Source organism: Streptomyces sp. NPDC052687 (genome assembly GCF_040678395.1).
GTDB lineage: Bacteria > Actinomycetota > Actinomycetes > Streptomycetales > Streptomycetaceae > Streptomyces.
The window spans coordinates 549,419-565,160 of record NZ_JBFATR010000001.1 but is presented as its reverse complement, the minus strand read 5'-3'; the positions used below and the strand labels follow the sequence as shown (position 1 = coordinate 565,160).

At 71.0% G+C, this 15,742-nt stretch carries 13 protein-coding genes; 7 read left to right on the top strand and 6 right to left on the bottom strand.

Annotated elements, in window-relative coordinates; all coding sequences use genetic code 11:
• Positions 1-6: 6 nt before the first annotated feature.
• Positions 7-2,328 (bottom strand): transglycosylase domain-containing protein, encoded by a 2,322-nt coding sequence (locus tag AB0K92_RS02680; protein ID WP_365918665.1) that lies wholly within the window; start codon positions 2,326-2,328, stop codon positions 7-9.
• 241 nt (positions 2,329-2,569) lie between these two features.
• On the opposite strand from AB0K92_RS02680, the gene AB0K92_RS02675 reads away from it, so the two are divergent.
• The 5 genes from AB0K92_RS02675 to AB0K92_RS02655 are packed head-to-tail and all read left to right on the top strand — an operon-like array spanning position 2,570 to position 7,358.
• Positions 2,570-3,505 (top strand): SPFH domain-containing protein, encoded by a 936-nt coding sequence (locus AB0K92_RS02675; RefSeq protein WP_166002061.1) that lies wholly within the window; start codon positions 2,570-2,572, stop codon positions 3,503-3,505.
• The gene (locus tag AB0K92_RS02670; RefSeq protein ID WP_365918662.1) at positions 3,502-3,771 is read left to right on the top strand and encodes a hypothetical protein; all 270 of its coding nucleotides are present in this window, start codon (positions 3,502-3,504) and stop codon (positions 3,769-3,771) included. Before AB0K92_RS02675 ends, AB0K92_RS02670 begins: the two co-directional genes overlap by 4 nt.
• Before the next feature lie 49 nt (positions 3,772-3,820).
• Positions 3,821-4,348 carry a PadR family transcriptional regulator gene (locus tag AB0K92_RS02665; RefSeq protein ID WP_166002059.1) on the top strand — a complete coding sequence of 176 codons (528 nt, stop codon included), beginning with the start codon at positions 3,821-3,823 and terminating at the stop codon, positions 4,346-4,348.
• Entirely contained in the window at positions 4,345-5,034 is a 690-nt protein-coding gene (locus AB0K92_RS02660; RefSeq protein WP_365918660.1) for an ABC transporter ATP-binding protein, read from the top strand. The genes AB0K92_RS02665 and AB0K92_RS02660 overlap by 4 nt, the downstream gene beginning before the upstream one ends.
• Positions 5,031-7,358, top strand: a complete 2,328-nt coding sequence (locus AB0K92_RS02655; protein ID WP_365918658.1) for an FtsX-like permease family protein — start codon at positions 5,031-5,033, stop codon at positions 7,356-7,358. The genes AB0K92_RS02660 and AB0K92_RS02655 overlap by 4 nt, the downstream gene beginning before the upstream one ends.
• A gap of 389 nt (positions 7,359-7,747) precedes the next feature.
• Here the strand turns inward: AB0K92_RS02655 and AB0K92_RS02650 are convergent, their stop codons facing one another.
• A complete protein-coding gene (locus AB0K92_RS02650; protein WP_365918656.1) occupies positions 7,748-8,698 on the bottom strand; it encodes a LysR substrate-binding domain-containing protein in 951 nt (316 codons plus the stop codon).
• 164 nt (positions 8,699-8,862) lie between these two features.
• Between AB0K92_RS02650 and AB0K92_RS02645 the strand changes: the two genes are divergently transcribed.
• Both AB0K92_RS02645 and AB0K92_RS02640 read left to right on the top strand, forming a co-directional pair.
• Positions 8,863-9,417, top strand: a complete 555-nt coding sequence (locus tag AB0K92_RS02645; RefSeq protein ID WP_166002055.1) for a peroxiredoxin — start codon at positions 8,863-8,865, stop codon at positions 9,415-9,417.
• Between the two features lie 3 nt (positions 9,418-9,420).
• Positions 9,421-9,954, top strand: a complete 534-nt coding sequence (locus AB0K92_RS02640) for an alkyl hydroperoxide reductase (protein ID WP_166002054.1) — start codon at positions 9,421-9,423, stop codon at positions 9,952-9,954.
• 79 nt (positions 9,955-10,033) lie between these two features.
• Here the strand turns inward: AB0K92_RS02640 and AB0K92_RS02635 are convergent, their stop codons facing one another.
• The 4 genes from AB0K92_RS02635 to AB0K92_RS02620 all read right to left on the bottom strand — a co-directional run bounded on the left by AB0K92_RS02635 (position 10,034) and on the right by AB0K92_RS02620 (position 15,127).
• On the bottom strand, positions 10,034-11,350 hold the full coding sequence (locus AB0K92_RS02635) for an AI-2E family transporter (protein WP_365918654.1): 1,317 nt from the start codon (positions 11,348-11,350) through the stop codon (positions 10,034-10,036).
• A 147-nt stretch (positions 11,351-11,497) separates the two neighbouring features.
• On the bottom strand, positions 11,498-12,205 hold the full coding sequence (locus tag AB0K92_RS02630) for a transglycosylase SLT domain-containing protein (protein ID WP_365918652.1): 708 nt from the start codon (positions 12,203-12,205) through the stop codon (positions 11,498-11,500).
• A 443-nt stretch (positions 12,206-12,648) separates the two neighbouring features.
• On the bottom strand, positions 12,649-13,974 hold the full coding sequence (locus tag AB0K92_RS02625; RefSeq protein WP_166002051.1) for a PhoH family protein: 1,326 nt from the start codon (positions 13,972-13,974) through the stop codon (positions 12,649-12,651).
• 379 nt (positions 13,975-14,353) lie between these two features.
• On the bottom strand, positions 14,354-15,127 hold the full coding sequence (locus AB0K92_RS02620) for an isoprenyl transferase (protein ID WP_365918649.1): 774 nt from the start codon (positions 15,125-15,127) through the stop codon (positions 14,354-14,356).
• Positions 15,128-15,742: the final 615 nt, after the last annotated feature.

Genomic DNA, 15,742 nt, shown 5'->3' with positions numbered 1-15,742 from the left:
GCCCTCTTACTGATCGTCCTCTTCGGGGTCGAAGGGGTTGTCGGGCAGGCCACCGCCGCCACCGTTGTCTCCGCCGCCGTTCGCCGGCGGGGTCGCCGTGGGCGTCGTTCGCGTCGGGGTCGGCGTCGGGGTCGGGGTGGGCGTCTGGCTCGGGGTCTGCGACGGCGTCCGGGACGGGGACTCCGACACGCTGGCGGACGGCGACGGGGACCGCGTCGTCGGCTCCTCGGACGGGGTCGGGGTGGGCGTCGGGGTCGGGGTGGGCCGGACTGCGGCGCCCTGGGTGGTGTTCAGGTCGAACCGGGTCACCTTGTCCATCGCGCCGAAGGTGTACTGGGCCCAGATCTGCGCCGGGAAGCCACCGCCGTTGACGCGGGGTTCGCCGCCGGCCTTGTACATCGGGACCTGTGCGTGCGGGGGCTTGTCGTCCTCGCCGAACAGGCCGACCGAGGTGACCAGGTCGGGGGTGTAGCCGGTGAACCAGGCCGACTTGTTGTCGTCGGAGGTGCCGGTCTTGCCGGCCACCTGCTGGCCGTTGCGCAGCGGGTTCTCGCGGACCGAGCGGCGGGCCGTACCGTCGTCGACCACGCCGGTGAGGACCGAGGTGACGGTGTCGGCGGCCTCGCGGCTGATGACCCGCTCGCCGACCGGGTCGGGCAGGTCGACCGTGGTGGCGCGGTGCTCGGCGGACTTCAGCAGGGTCGGGGTGACCTGCTTGCCGTGGTTGGCGAGGGTGGCGTAGGCGCCGGCCATCTCCAGCGGGCTCGCGCCCATCGAGCCGAGGGTCTGGGCGGGTACGGCCTCCAGCTCCTCGGTGTCCATGCCCAGCTCGCCCGCGACGTCGAGCACCTTCTGCATGCCGACGTCCACGCCCATCTGCGCGAAGACGGAGTTGACGGACTTGTTCATCGCCGTCTGGACGGTGATGTCGCCGTAGTCGACGTCGTCCTCGTTCTCCGGGGCGAAGCCGACCCGGGTGCCGTTGTCCACGACGGGGCGCTTGCTGTCGCCGTCGTAGACCGTGCTCGCGGTGATGGGGGTGCCGTCCTGGGTGGTGGCGCCCTCCTCCAGGGCGGCGGCCAGGATCATCGGCTTGAAGGTGGAGGCGGGCTGGTAGTCGTCGCGGGTGGCGTTGTTGGTGTAGTGCTCGACGTAGTCCGTGCCGCCGTACATGGCGAGGACCCTGCCGGTCTTCGGGTCGACGGAGACGGCGCCGGCCTGGACGTCGGCGTCGACGTCCCGCTTCTTCGGGTCCAGCTTGCTGGTCAGCTGGTCCTCGACGGCCTTCTCCAGCAGCTTCTGCTTCTTGCTGTCGATGTTGACCGTGATGGTCCAGCCACCGCGCTTGATCTTGGTCAGGGCCTCTTCCATGTCGGCGGCGGAGCCCTGGGCGACCAGCTGCCGGGCGAGTTCCCGGTTGGCCTCCTCGACGATGTAGCCGTTCTGGCCCTCCATCCCGGGGGCGGCCTTGGGGTCCTTGGGCACCGGGAACGTCATGGCGGCGCGCTTGCCGGCGTCGAGCCAGCCCTCCTCGACCATGTTGTCGAGGACGTAGTCCCAGCGCTCGCGGACCAGCCTCTTTCCGGTGGGGGAGGCGATCGACCAGTCGTAGGAGTTGGGCGCCTGGAGCAGCGCGGCCAGGTAGGCGCCCTGTTCGAGGCTGAGGTCGGCGGCGTCGACGCGGTAGTACGACTGGGCGGCGGCCTGGATGCCGTAGGCGTCGCGGCCGTAGAAGCTGGTGTTCATGTAGCCCGCGAGGATCTCGTCCTTCGACATCCGGCGGTCCACCTTCAGGGAGATGACCAGCTCCTTGAGCTTGCGGCTGACCGTCTGGTCCTGGGTGAGGTAGTAGTTCTTGACGTACTGCTGGGTGATCGTCGAGCCGCCCTGCTTGCCCTTGCCGGAGAGGGTGTTGAGGACACCGCGGGCGGTGCCCTTCAGGTCGACGCCGGAGTCGCTGTAGAAGGACTTGTTCTCGGCGGCGACGAAGGCCTTCTGGACGGGCTTGGGCACTTCGGCGAGGTCGACGACCTCACGGTTGAGGCCCTTGCGGGCGAGGGTGGCGCCGTCGCTGTACTTGTAGACGTTGCCCTGTTCTTTGGCGAGGGCGTTCCCCTGGGGGATGTCGATCATCAGGTACAGCACGACGAACGCGCCGATGCCGAGCAGGCACGTCCCGAGGAACGTGCCGAGGATCTTCTTCCAGGTGAACAGCCGGCGTATGCCGCTCTTGCCGGTCGCGCCCGCCGCCCCCGACGAACGGCGGCGCCGGGGCGCCGCGCGGCGGCCACCGCGCTGTCGCGCTCGTCTCTCTTCCGCTCGTCCCATGAGTGCGTCTGCTCCGCTTCGTTCTCGGTTGTCACACAAGTCGCGTGCGTCAGGTCAGCTCTGAAAGCTAACACCGCTCTATGTGACCAAGTCGGTTCGATCCGGCCTTTTCTGGACGTGACAATCAGCACCCGCCCCACCGGAACCGACGCTTGAGAGGGGGCTGTGGTTGCCGTGACGGGGTAAAGTGATATCACTTAGCTAGATCGAAGCTAAGCCGTACGAGAACGGGGGGCCACCCATGGCCACACACGACACCGCCGCCGTCGCCGATCTGCCCGACATGCCCGAGCCGCGCGTCCGGGAGTTCACCGCGCACAGCATCGGCGGCGGACTCGCCCTGCTGCTGGGCCTGCTCGGGCTGCTCGGCGGCATCGCCATGGTCGTCGCCGCGACGACCGTGACGGCCGCCGGCGCCAAGGCCGCGCTGATCGCCCTCGGCGTCCTGACCGGCGTCGCCGCGTTCGTCGCCATGTGCGGGCTGAACATGGTGGCGCCGGGCGAGGCCCGCGTGGTGCAGCTCTTCGGGCGCTACCGGGGCACGATCCGCCAGGACGGACTGCGCTGGGTGAACCCGCTCACCTCCCGCACCAAGATCTCGACGCGGGTCCGCAACCACGAGACCGCCGTCCTGAAGGTCAACGACGCCTACGGCAACCCGATCGAGCTGGCCGCGGTCGTGGTGTGGAAGGTCGAGGACACCGCGCAGGCCACCTTCGAGGTGGACGACTACATCGAGTTCGTCTCCACCCAGACCGAGGCGGCCGTCCGGCACATCGCCATCGAGTACCCGTACGACGCCCACGACGAGGACGGGCTCTCGCTGCGCGGCAACGCCGAGGAGATCACCGAGAAGCTGGCCGTCGAGCTGCAGGCGCGCGTCGAGGCGGCCGGCGTGCGGATCATCGAGTCCCGCTTCACGCACCTCGCCTACGCCCCCGAGATCGCCTCGGCGATGCTCCAGCGCCAGCAGGCCGGCGCGGTGGTCGCGGCGCGGCGGCAGATCGTGGACGGCGCGGTCGGCATGGTCGAGGCGGCCCTGGACCGGATCGCCGAGCGGGACATCGTGGAACTCGACTCCGAACGGAAGGCGGCGATGGTGTCCAACCTCATGGTGGTGCTGTGCGGGGACCGCTCCGCGCAGCCGGTCCTCAACACCGGGACGCTCTACCAGTGACGGACTCCGCGGAGGGACCCGCTCCCCGGCGCCGGCCGCGGCAGGAGCGCAAGCAGGTGCTGCTGCGGCTCGACCCGCTGGTGTACGAGGCGCTGGCCCGCTGGGCCGGTGACGAGCTGCGCTCGGCCAACGCGCAGATCGAGTTCCTGCTGCGCCGGGCACTGGCCGAGTCCGGCCGGCTGCCCGGCGAGGCGGGGCCGATCCCGCGTCGGGGCCGGCCGCCCAAGGGCCCGGCGGGCGGCCGGGGCGAGCGGAGCGACAACTAGACACGGGGCGTATACACACGACGTATACATGGTGTGTAGAGTGGCCGCCATGTCCATCGGTCACACTCTTCTCGGCCTGCTCGAGTCCGGCCCCCGCCACGGCTACGACCTCAAGCGCGCCTTCGACGCGAAGTTCGGTCAGGACCGGCCGCTGCACTACGGCCAGGTCTACTCGACGATGTCCCGCCTGCTGAAGAACGGGCTCGTCGAAGTCGACGGCATCGAGCCCGGCGGCGGCCCGGAGCGCAAGCGGTACGCGATCACCGACGCCGGGATCACCGATGTCGAACGCTGGCTCGCCACCCCGGAGAAGCCCGAGCCGTACCTGCAGTCGACCCTCTACACCAAGGTCGTCCTCGCCCTCCTCACCCACCGCGACGCCGCCGACATCCTCGACGGCCAGCGCGCCGAACACCTGCGCATGATGCGGATCCTCACCGACCGCAAGCGCAAGGGCGACCTCGCCGACCAGCTGATCTGCGACCACGCCCTGTTCCACCTGGAGGCCGACCTGCGCTGGCTGGAGCTGACCGCCGCGCGTCTCGACAAGCTGGCCGCGGCGGTGGTGTCCGAGTGAGCGCCCCCGCCGGAGCCCTGCTCGTGGCCGAAGGGCTGCGCAAGACGTACGGGCCGACGACGGCGCTGGACGGCGCCGGGTTCTCCATCCACCCCGGCGAGGTCGTCGCCGTGATGGGCCCCTCCGGGTCCGGAAAGTCCACCCTGCTGCACTGCCTCGCCGGGATCGTCACCCCCGACGCCGGGTCGATCACGTACGCCGGGCGGGAGCTGGCCACCATGAGCGACGCCGGGCGCAGCGCGCTGCGGCGCAGCGAGTTCGGGTTCGTGTTCCAGTTCGGGCAGTTGGTGCCGGAGCTGACCTGCGTGGAGAACGTGGCGCTGCCGCTGCGGCTGAACGGCACGCCCCGCCGGGCCGCCGAGCGCACGGCGCTGGAGTGGATGGCCCGGCTGGAGGTCGACGGCATCGCCAAGAAGCGGCCCGGCGAGGTCTCCGGCGGGCAGGGGCAGCGCGTCGCCGTGGCGCGGGCGCTGGTGACGGGCCCGCGGGTGCTGTTCGCCGACGAGCCGACGGGCGCGCTCGACTCCCTCAACGGCGAGCGCGTGATGGAGCTGCTGACGGACGCGGCCCGGTCGGCCAACGCGGCCGTCGTGCTCGTCACCCACGAGGCGCGGGTCGCCGCCTGGTCCGACCGCGAGATCGTCGTACGGGACGGCAAGTCACGGGACATGGAGCGGATCGTATGAACCTGCGGCAGTGGGCGAGGGACCTGGGACTCGGGTTCCGGTTCGCGTTCGCCGGCGGGCGGGAAGGGTGGATCCGCGCCCTGCTGACCGCCGTCGGAGTCGGGCTCGGGGTGGCGCTGCTGCTGCTCACGACCGCGATCCCGAACGCGCTGGAGGCACGGCACGACCGGGAGAGCGCCCGCTCGGACCTCCGGTTCGGCCAGACCGAGCTGGAGAAGGGCGACGACACCCTGCTCGTCGCCAACGCCGGTACGACCTTCCGCGACAAGGACATCCGCGGACGGGTGCTGGAGCCGGAGGGGCCGCACGCTCCCGTGCCGCCCGGCCTGGACAGGCTCCCCGGCGTGGACGAGATGGTCGTCTCGCCCGCCCTGAAGCGGCTGCTGGAGTCGGACGGGGGGAAGCTGCTGCGCGACCGGCTGCCGCAGCGGATCACCGGCACCATCGGGGAGAGCGGGCTGATCGGCTCGCAGGAACTGGCCTTCTACCGGGGCGGCGAGGGGCTCGCGGCACGGCTGGACGACGGGGCGTCCCGGATCGACCGGTTCGGTGATCCGCTGCCGTCGACGGAGCGGATGGACCCGGTGCTGCTCCTGCTGATCCTGGTCATCTTCGTGGTGCTGCTGATGCCGGTCGGCGTCTTCGTCGCCACGGCCGTGCGGTTCGGCGGCGAGCGCCGCGACCGGCGGCTGGCCGCCCTGCGGCTGGTCGGCGCCGACAGCCGGATGACGCGGCGGGTGGCGGCGGGCGAGGCGATGGCCGGAGCGCTGCTCGGGCTGGTCTTCGGCACCGGGTTCTTCCTGATCGGCCGCCAGTGGGCGGGGTCGGTGGAGGTGTTCCGGTTCAGCGCCTTCCCCAGCTACCTGGACCCCTCGCCGCTGCTCGCGCTGCTGGTCGCCGTCGCGGTGCCGGCCGCGGCCGTGCTGGTCACCCAGGCCGCGCTGCGCGGCGTGGTGATCGAACCCCTCGGGGTGGTGCGCACGGCACGGCCCGCGCGGCGCCGGCTGTGGTGGCGGCTGCTGCTGCCGCTGGCGGGCCTCGCGATGCTCTACCCGATGATCGGCAACGGGCGGGACGAGGGCGAGTTCAACCAGTACCTCGTCACCGGCGGTGTGCTGCTGCTGCTGGTCGGCGTGACCGCGCTGCTGCCGTGGATCGTCGAGGCCGTCGTCGCCCGGCTCGGCGCGGGTGCGGTGTCCTGGCAGCTCGCCGTACGGCGGCTCCAGCTGAGCAGCGGCTCGGCGGCCCGCATGGTCAACGGCATCGCGGTGGCGGTGGCCGGGGCGATCGCGCTGCAGATGCTGTTCGCGGGCGTCGAGGACGACTACACGAAGAACACCGGGCAGGACCTCACCCGCGCCCAGATGCAGGTCGGCGTCCCGGCGGGCCTCTCGCTCGACGCCGCCCGCGCCCGCTTCGAGGCGACCGAGGGCGTCACCCGGGTGTACGGCTTCTCCGAGGGCATGGTCGGCGACCGCGCCGAGGAGCCGGAGCGGTTCACGCAGGTCGCCGTCGGCGACTGCGGGTCCCTGCGGGAGCTGGCCGCGCTGCCCTCCTGCCGGGACGGCGACGTGTTCGTGCTGGAGGGCGCCGAGTACGACACCGACGGACCCGCGCTGGCCCGGCCGGGCGCCACGCTGTACTTCAACACCACCTCGTCCGGCGACGAGGCGACGCCGGTCGCCTGGCCCGTGCCGGAGGACATCCAGCGGGCCCGCGCGGTCCCGGACCCCACCGGCGTCCGGCGCGGCGGCATCCTGCTCACCCCGGGCGCCCTGCCCCGCGAGGCCGCGGCGGCCGTGCCCGGACAGCTCTATCTGCGGCTGGACGGGTCGGTACCGGACGCCCGGGAACACGTGCGCAACACCGCCGCGGACATCGACCCGTTCGTCGAGCCGATGACCTGGGTGGCCGCCGAGCAGAGCAACCGGTTCGCGGCCATCCGCACCGGCCTGTTCGTCGGCGCGAGCTGTGTGCTGCTGCTGATCGGGGCGAGTCTGCTCGTCTCCCAGCTGGAGCAGTTGCGGGAACGCCGCAAGCTGCTGTCCTCACTGGTCGCCTTCGGCACGCGGCGCTCGACGCTGAGTCTGTCGGTGCTGTGGCAGACGGCGGTGCCGATCGCGCTCGGTCTCGCGCTGGCCTGCGTGGTGGGGCTGACGCTGGGCACGGTGCTGCTGAAGATGACGGACACCGCGGTGCGGGTGGACTGGGCGAGTGTGCTGGCGATGACGGGGATGGGTGCGGGGGTGGTGCTTGTCGTCACGCTGCTCAGCATGCCGCCGCTGATTCGGCTGATGCGGCCGGATGGTCTGCGCACGGAGTAGCTCCGCGGGCCTGGGCGCCCACGGGGGGGTGGTTCGGGGTCGTGGGCGGCTGCGGGCCGGTGGGGGCTGGGCGCGCAGTTCCCCGCGCCGCTGGGTGGGGTGACTGCGGCTCGGCTGTTGCGGCAGCGTGTGACGCCGGCCGTCCGAGGGGGTGGTTCGGGGTTGCGGGCGGCTGTGGGGCGGTGGGGGCTGGGCGCGCAGTTCCCCGCGGCCCTGGGTGGGGTGACTGGGGCTCGGCTGTTGCGGCAGCGTGTGACGGGGGCCGTCCGAGGGGGTGGTTCGGGGTCGCGGGCGGCTGCGGGCCGGTGGGGGCTGGGCGCGCAGTTCCCCGCGCCCCCGGGGGTGGGGTGACTGGGCCTTGCTTTCCAGTGCCCCGTGCCGGAGGCGGCTCAGCCTGTTTCCTCCACCACCCTTACCGGCAGGGGGCGCAGGGCGTCGCGTAGGGCGGAGGCCAGTTCTGTGTATTCGGCGCCGCGGGCGGCGCCCGCTCGCATGGCCAGGGCGATGCGGCGGGTGGGGGCGGGGTCGGCGAAGTAGCCGGTGAGGAGCTGGTTGCTGCGGCTGGTCTCCACCTTGAGGGCGGTGCGCGGCAGCAGCGTGCAGCCGAGGCCGCCCGCGACCAGCTGGACGAGGGTGGACAGGCCGGCGGCGGTGGTCGTCACGGGGGCGTCCTCGCGGCCGGCCTCGCGGCAGATGTCGAGGGCCTGGTCGCGCAGGCAGTGGCCCTCGTCCAGGAGCAGCAGGTTGAGTTCCTTCAGCGCCTCGCGCGGGATGCCCTCCCGGCCGCCGAGCCGGTGGTCGAGCGGGGTGACCAGGACGAAGTCCTCGTCGAACAGCGGCAGTTCCACCACCCCCGGCACCCCCAGCGGCACCGCGAGCAGCAGCAGGTCGAGGCGGCCGCTGGTGAGGCCGTCGAGGAGGTTGGAGGTCTGCTCCTCGTGGACCTGGAGGTCGAGGTCGGGGTAGCGCTCGTGGACGAGGCGCAGCACGGTCGGCAGGAGATACGGCGCGACCGTGGGGATCACGCCGAGCCGCAGCGCCCCGGTGAAGGGCGCCCGCACCGCCTCGGCCTCCTCCATCAGCGCGCCCACTTCCTCCAGGACCGCCTTCGCGCGGACGGCTAGGCGCTCGCCGGCGGGCGAGAGCAGCACCTTGCGGGTCGTACGCTCGAGGAGGGTCACTCCCAGCACCTCCTCCAGGGCGGAGACGGCGCCGGAGAGCGCGGGCTGGCTCATGCCGATCGCCGCGGCGGCGTCCCGGAAGTGCAGATGCTCGGCGACGGCGGCGAAGGCCCTCAGCTGGGCGAGACTGGGCTGGCGCCGCTTGCCGGCATGACCCATGGGGTTCACGTTACCTACAGTCACTAATAGCTACCTCCGATCAACGCGACCAAGTGTAGCTATTTCACTAATCAATGCGCGCTGTGCCACGATCATGCTCGTCCAACCCATGGGAAACACCCGTCAAAAGCGGGTGTTTCTTCGCTGCGCTGCAAGGAGAGCTAGTGCTCACTGTCGGTGACAAGTTCCCCGAGTTCGAACTGACCGCCTGCGTCTCGCTGGAGAAGGGCAAGGAGTTCGAGAAGATCAACCACAAGACCTACGAGGGCAAGTGGAAGGTGATCTTCGCCTGGCCCAAGGACTTCACCTTCGTGTGCCCGACCGAGATCGCGGCCTTCGGCAAGCTGAACGACGAGTTCGCCGACCGTGACGCCCAGGTCCTCGGCTTCTCCGGCGACTCCGAGTTCGTCCACCACGCCTGGCGCAAGGACCACGACGACCTGCGCGACCTGCCGTTCCCGATGATGGCCGACTCCAAGCACGAGCTGATGCGTGCCCTCGGCATCGAGGACGAGGAGGGCTTCGCCAAGCGCGCGGTCTTCATCGTGGACCAGAACAACGAGATCCAGTTCACCATGGTGACCGCCGGCTCCGTCGGCCGTAACCCCAAGGAGGTCCTGCGGGTCCTCGACGCCCTGCAGACGGACGAGCTGTGCCCCTGCAACTGGAACAAGGGCGACGAGACCCTGGACCCGGTCGCGCTGCTGGCTGGTGAGTGACCCATGTCGCTCGACGCGCTGAAGTCCCGTATACCGGACTACGCCAAGGACCTGAAGCTCAACCTGGGCTCGGTCATCGGCAACTCCGACCTCCCCGCCCAGCAGCTGTGGGGCACCGTGCTGGCGACCGCCATCGCCTCGCGCTCCCCGATCGTGCTGCGTGAGCTGGAGCCGGAGGCGAAGGCGAACCTCACGCCGGAGGCCTACACCGCGGCCAAGTCCGCGGCGGCCATCATGGCGATGAACAACGTCTTCTACCGCACCCGCCACCTGCTGTCCGACCACGAGTACGGCACCCTGCGCGCCGGTCTGCGGATGAACGTCATCGGCAACCCCGGCGTCGACAAGGTCGACTTCGAGCTGTGGTCGTTCGCCGTGTCCGCGATCAACGGCTGCGGCATGTGCCTGGACTCGCACGAGCAGGTGCTGCGCAAGGCGGGCCTCGACCGCGACGTGATCCAGGAGGCCTTCAAGATCGCCTCCGTGATCCAGGCGGTCGGCGTCACGCTGGACGCCGAGGCGGTCCTGGCCGAGTGACCCGGCCGGTTCGCTGACCAAGCGCCGAAGGCCCCGTCCACCCACCGGTGGACGGGGCCTTCGCCGTTCCCGGGAAGGGTCAGGCGTCCGGCTCGGAGGGCGGCACGCCCGGCGCCGCGTCGGTCGCCGTGGCACCGTGCGGCGGCGGGGAGTGCCGCAGCGCGGACTCCGTGGAGTACGCCCGCAGATAGCCGACGACCGTGTTCGTCACCGCCACCAGCGGTACGGCGACCACCGCCCCGCCGATCCCGGCGACCATGCCGCCCGCCGCGACCGACAGCACCACGGCGAGCGGATGCACCCGCACGGCCCGCCCGAGGATGAACGGCTGCAGGATGTGCCCCTCGATCTGCTGCACCGCGAGCACCACGACCAGCGTCATCACGGCGGTGAACACGCCCTGGGTGACCAGCGCGACGACCACCGCCAGCGCCCCGGAGACCACGGCGCCGACCAGCGGGATGAAGGCGAACAGGAAGATGAACACCGCCAGCGGCACGGCCATCGGCACATCCAGGAAGTAGATGCCGAGGCCGATGAAGATGGCGTCGATCAGGGCCACTATCACCGTGCCGCGCACATACGCCGTCAGCGTCCGCCAGGCCCGCGGTCCCGCGCCCGCCACACCGGGCCGGGCGGCGGCCGGGACCAGCCTCAGCGTCCACTCCCAGATGCGCCGGCCGTCGTAGAGCAGGAAGAGCGTGGAGAAGACGGCGAGCAGGATGCCGGTCAGCGTCTCGACGACGACCGTCACGCCCTCCAGGCCGGCCGAGGTGATCTGGTCGGTGTTGGCGCCGATCGCTTCGCGCAGGTTCTCCGCGATGTCGTTGATCTGCTTGTCGGTGACGTGGAACGGGCTGTCCAGCAGCCAGCGGCGCAGCTCGTCGATGCCGTCCTGCACCTGGTCGGAGAGGTCGTCGATGTTCTCCATGACCTGCCAGGTCACGAACCAGCCGACCAGGCCCATCACCACGAACCCGAGCAGCGCGGCCAGCGCGGTGGCCAGGCCGCGCGGCACCCCGAGGCGGCGCAGCCGGCCGACGGTCGGCTGCAGCAGCGCCGTCATCAGCAGCGCGGCGACGAAGGCCAGCACCACGAGCTGGACGGCGCTGATGACCCGCATGAGCACCCAGACGGTGCCCGCCAGCACCAGCAGCCGCCAGCCGGCCTCGGCGGCGACCCTGACGCCCCACGGCACGGCCTGCGCCGGGTCGGGGCGGGGCGCGACGGCCGGGGCGTATCCGGGGGGCGGCGGCACCTGCGCCGGCGTTCCGGCCGGCTCACGTGCGGTGTCCGCGTGCTCCCGCTCGGCCTCCGCGCGGCGTTCCTCCCACTGTCTGCCCATGCGGTTCAGTCCGGCGCCCAGCCGGCCGAGCCACCCTGGCACTCGCGACATGTTCCGTCCCTCTCCCCCGTCGGGTCCCCACCACTCCTCCCTGGAGTCGTCCCGACAGACCGTACAGGGCGAAAGCCCCTCACCGTAGAACGGCGAGGGGCTGCGCGAAGCCGAGCGGGGTGCAAACCGCAGGTCGCGGGGGGCGGCCTAGTACCAGTGATTGGCCTGCCAGAACGACCAGGCGCCGCAGGGGCTGCCGTAGCGCTCGTTCATGTAGTTGAGGCCCCACTTGATCTGCGTGGCCGGGTTGGTCTGCCAGTCGGCGCCGACGGACGCCATCTTGGACCCGGGCAGTGCCTGGAAGAGGCCGTAGGCGCCGGAAGAGGGGTTGACCGCGCGGTAGTTCCAGTCGGACTCGTGGTCCACGATGTTGCTGAAGCAGGTCCACTGGTCGCCGGGCACCATCTGGCGCGCCATCGACTGGATCTGCGCGATGGAGTACGAGCTCTGGACGGCGAAGGTGGAGGCGTCGGCCCGGGCGGCGTCGCGGCTGGCCTTCTGCTCGGCCTCCTCGCGCTCCTTGGCTTCCTTGGCCTCCTGAGCGGCCTTCTCGGCCTGCTCCTTCTTCGCGATCGCGGTCTCGGCGGCCTTCTTGCGGGCCGCCTCCTCGGCGTCCTTCTTGGCGCTCGCGTCCGCGGCGATGGCCTGGACGTCGGCCTGCTGCGTCAGGGAGGCGGTCTGCACCTGGGCCTGCTGGCCCGCGGGTATGTCCGCGAGGAGCGTCAGGTCGGTTGCCGCCGCCTCGGCGTCGTTGTTCTGCGCGGTGCTGCCCGAGGCAACGCCGACGACGCTTCCGACTGCGGTGACCGCGGTGGCCGAGGCCACTGCGAGTCCCCGGACCGAAATCCGGCTCACACGGTTTCCTTCCAGCATCGCCCGCTTCGGTGACCCTGGCGGACGCAATCGTGCCCCTGGCACTGGCCTCCCCAACTACGGGGTCACGGGAGGCGCGGGCCCGGTGGGCAACTCCCTCGCGGGGAGCGCCGCATGGTGCTCGGGCGGCATACGACGGTTGCTATGGAGTTAGCGGGGTACTTCAGTTGTCCCGCACCGCTGGGGGTACGGATACAGGTGTGTCGTATGCGGGGCCTGACAGGAGTGAGACTCTGCCGCAAGGCGACGCCGTGAGGCAATTCCGAGTTGCGTGTGAAAGCTCACATCCCGTTCGGCCCCGGGGATTTCGTGGTTTCCGCACAAGCGAAGGCGCCGTCCGGCTAGGCTCTTCGCCTTTCCGGACGGCGCCAAGTCACCCTCAATCGCCCGCGGATGGGCGAGTGGATCAGAGGGTCACAAGCGGATCAGATCTGCCCTTCCTCCAGCATTTCGGTCACAAGCGCGGCGATCTGGGACCTCTCGGACCGGTTGAGGGTGACGTGCGCGAACAGCGGATGCCCCTTCAGTCTCTCGACGACGGCGACGACACCGTCGTAGCGCCCGACCCGGAGGTTGTCCCGCTGGGCCACGTCATGGGTGAGCACCACCCGGGAATTCGCCCCGATCCGCGACAGGACGGTCAGCAGGACGTTCCGCTCCAGCGACTGGGCCTCGTCCACGATGACGAACGCGTCGTGCAGCGAGCGCCCGCGGATGTGGGTGAGCGGCAGCACCTCCAGCATGCCGCGCGCGGTGACCTCCTCGATGACCTCGCGGCTGGTGACCGCCGAGAGGGTGTCGAAGACGGCCTGCGCCCAGGGGCTCATCTTCTCCGCCTCGGTGCCGGGCAGATAGCCCAGCTCCTGCCCGCCGACCGCGTACAGCGGGCGGAAGACCATGATCTTCTCGTGCTGGCGGCGCTCCAGCACCGCCTCCAGGCCCGCGCACAGCGCCAGCGCCGACTTGCCGGTGCCGGCCCGGCCGCCCATCGAGACGATCCCCACCTCCGGGTCGAGCAGCAGGTCGAGCGCGATGCGCTGCTCGGCGCTGCGCCCCTTGATGCCGAACGCCTCCCGGTCGCCGCGCACCAGCCGGACCATGCCGTCCGGCGTCACCCGGCCGAGGGCCCGGCCGCGCTCGGAGTGGATGGTCAGGCCCGTGTGCACGGGCAGGTCCGCCGCCTCGGGGACGTGGATGTGCCCTTCCTCGAAGAGGATGTCCACCTGCTCGGCCGCCAGGGTCAGTTCGGACATCCCGGTCCAGCCGGAGGAGTCCGTGATGGCGAGCTCCGCGCGGTACTCCTCGGCCAGCAGGCCGACCGAGGAGGCCTTGATCCTCAGCGGCAGGTCCTTCGACACGACGGTGACGTCGAACCCCTCGGCCTGCAGGTTGCGGGCGACCGCGAGGATGCGGGAGTCGTTGTCCCCCAGGCGGTAGCCGCTGGGCAGCACGCTGGGGTCCGAGTGGTTGAGCTCGACACGCACGGTCCCGCCGAGGTCGCCGGTGGGGATGGGGGCGTCGAGACGCCCGTACCGCACCCGGAGGTCGTCGAGCAGGCGCAGGGCCTGCCGGGCGAAGTAGCCGAGTTCGGGATGGTGCCGCTTGGCCTCCAGCTCCGTCACCACGACGACGGGGAGCACGACCTCGTGCTCGTCGAAGCGGCTCAAAGCGTTCGGGTCGGCCAGCAGGACGCTGGTGTCGAGAACATAGGTGCGCCGGTCTGGCTTGTGGCGCTGTGCGCTGGTCACCACGGAAGGACGTACCCCCTCGGATGAGGTCGGGGAGCGACGGAGCGGAAGCTGGGCCGGGAGGCGGGAGAGATCCAGGCCGGTCGACGGCCCTCGTGCACCGCGGGCCGGAAACCGGCCCTCCGCCGCTGCTTCCGTGCCGAGACCGCACGGTGAGGCTGGTGCAAAGGACCTCCCGGGCGGACGACCCCGTGCCGCCCGCTGAGATCCGACACCCGTGGTTCGGGCGTCGACCTGTCTGCTCTATGCCCTCGAACAGGCGATGCCATGCCACGGCATATGACGGCGCGCCGGTGAACTCCTGGTGACATGCGCCGTCTTGCCGGCGTTTGCCCCGCGCCGGAAGGGGTACCCGTACCCCCCTCAGGGGGACTTTCGTGCGTCAGCCGCCGTAACGCCGGTGGCGTGCCGCGTAGTCGCGCAGGGCGCGCAGGAAGTCGACCTTGCGGAAGGCCGGCCAGAAGACGTCGCAGAAGTAGTACTCCGAATGGGCGGTCTGCCACAGCATGAATCCGGACAGCCGCTGCTCGCCGCTGGTGCGGATGACCAGGTCGGGGTCGGGCTGGTCGCCGGTGTACAGGTGACGGCCGATCATGTCGATGTCGACCGCCTCGGCCAGCTCCGTCAGGGAGGTGCCCTGCTCGGCCGCCTCGTGCAGCATCGAGCGGACCGCGTCGGCGATCTCCTGCCGGCCGCCGTAGCCGATGGCGACGTTGACCAGTATCCCGTCGATGTGGGCGGTGGCCTCCTCGGCCTCCTTCAGGGTGGTCTGCATGCCCGCCGGCAGCAGGTCCATGGTGCCCACGTGGTGCACCCGCCAGCGGCCGTCGGCGGCGAGGGTGCGCACGACGTCCTCGATGATGCCGAGCAGCGGGACCAGTTCCTCCCGCGGCCGGTCGAAGTTGTCCGTCGACAGCAGCCAGAGCGTGACGACCTCGACGTCCGTCTCGGTGCACCAGCCGAGGAACTCCTCGATCTTCTCGGCGCCGGCCCGGTGGCCGTGCACGGTGCTGGAGCCCGCCGCCTTCGCCCAGCGGCGGTTGCCGTCCATGATCACGCCGATGTGCTTGGGCACCTGAGCGTGGTCCAGGTGGCCTTCCACCCGGCGTGCGTAGAGCCTGACCAGCAGGCCGCGCAGCTTGTCGCGCAGGTTCACGTGATTGTCAGCCCCTCCGGTGCGGATCGGACAGGGGACGGGCACGGCGCGCCTGCGGCGCCTGATGGCCGGGCGCGGATACGGGTGCGCCCCTGTCCGTATGGCGGTCCCCGGGGGCGAAGCCTACTCCTGCGGCGGGCGGAGCCGTTTCCGGGGCCCGGCGGAGGGGAAAAGAAACGGGCCGGTCCGTGGGGGGGAGACGGACCGGCCCGAGGGGGGGTTTCCACCATAACCCTTCGTAAGGGCCGGCGCGCACATCGGCGCGCCACAACTACTCTCCGAAGTTGCCCGGCGACGCCCCGCTGGTCGCGGAAAGCGCCTTTCACAAGGGGTTCCGGCCGGTTCACACCTTCGGGCCGGACCCTCGCGGGGTCCCCCTTGCGGGCGACACGAACGCGACGGCATCCGCTTGACGCGCGGCCGGCGAGGGCTCGCCGCGTGGCGGGGGAAGGGAAAGCGGAGGTCAGGCCGGGCACCGCACAGCCCCCTCCACTGCGCGGTCCCGCCGCGCAGCTTTGCTCACGCGAATTGCCTTGGTCTGAACTTACGTGAGGGGAGGGGGTGGATCGAGCCGTTTCCCATAACAATGTGAAAACACTGTGAACAAAGTGGCTG

Coding starts and splice junctions, on each gene's coding strand:
- AB0K92_RS02640 (WP_166002054.1), top strand. CDS start 9,421: ATGTCGCTCGACGCGCTGAAGTCCCGTATACCGGACTACGCCAAGGAC.
- AB0K92_RS02655 (WP_365918658.1), top strand. CDS start 5,031: ATGAACCTGCGGCAGTGGGCGAGGGACCTGGGACTCGGGTTCCGGTTC.
- AB0K92_RS02675 (WP_166002061.1), top strand. CDS start 2,570: ATGGCCACACACGACACCGCCGCCGTCGCCGATCTGCCCGACATGCCC.
- AB0K92_RS02650 (WP_365918656.1), bottom strand. CDS start 8,698: ATGGGTCATGCCGGCAAGCGGCGCCAGCCCAGTCTCGCCCAGCTGAGG.
- AB0K92_RS02680 (WP_365918665.1), bottom strand. CDS start 2,328: ATGGGACGAGCGGAAGAGAGACGAGCGCGACAGCGCGGTGGCCGCCGC.
- AB0K92_RS02635 (WP_365918654.1), bottom strand. CDS start 11,350: ATGTCGCGAGTGCCAGGGTGGCTCGGCCGGCTGGGCGCCGGACTGAAC.
- AB0K92_RS02665 (WP_166002059.1), top strand. CDS start 3,821: ATGTCCATCGGTCACACTCTTCTCGGCCTGCTCGAGTCCGGCCCCCGC.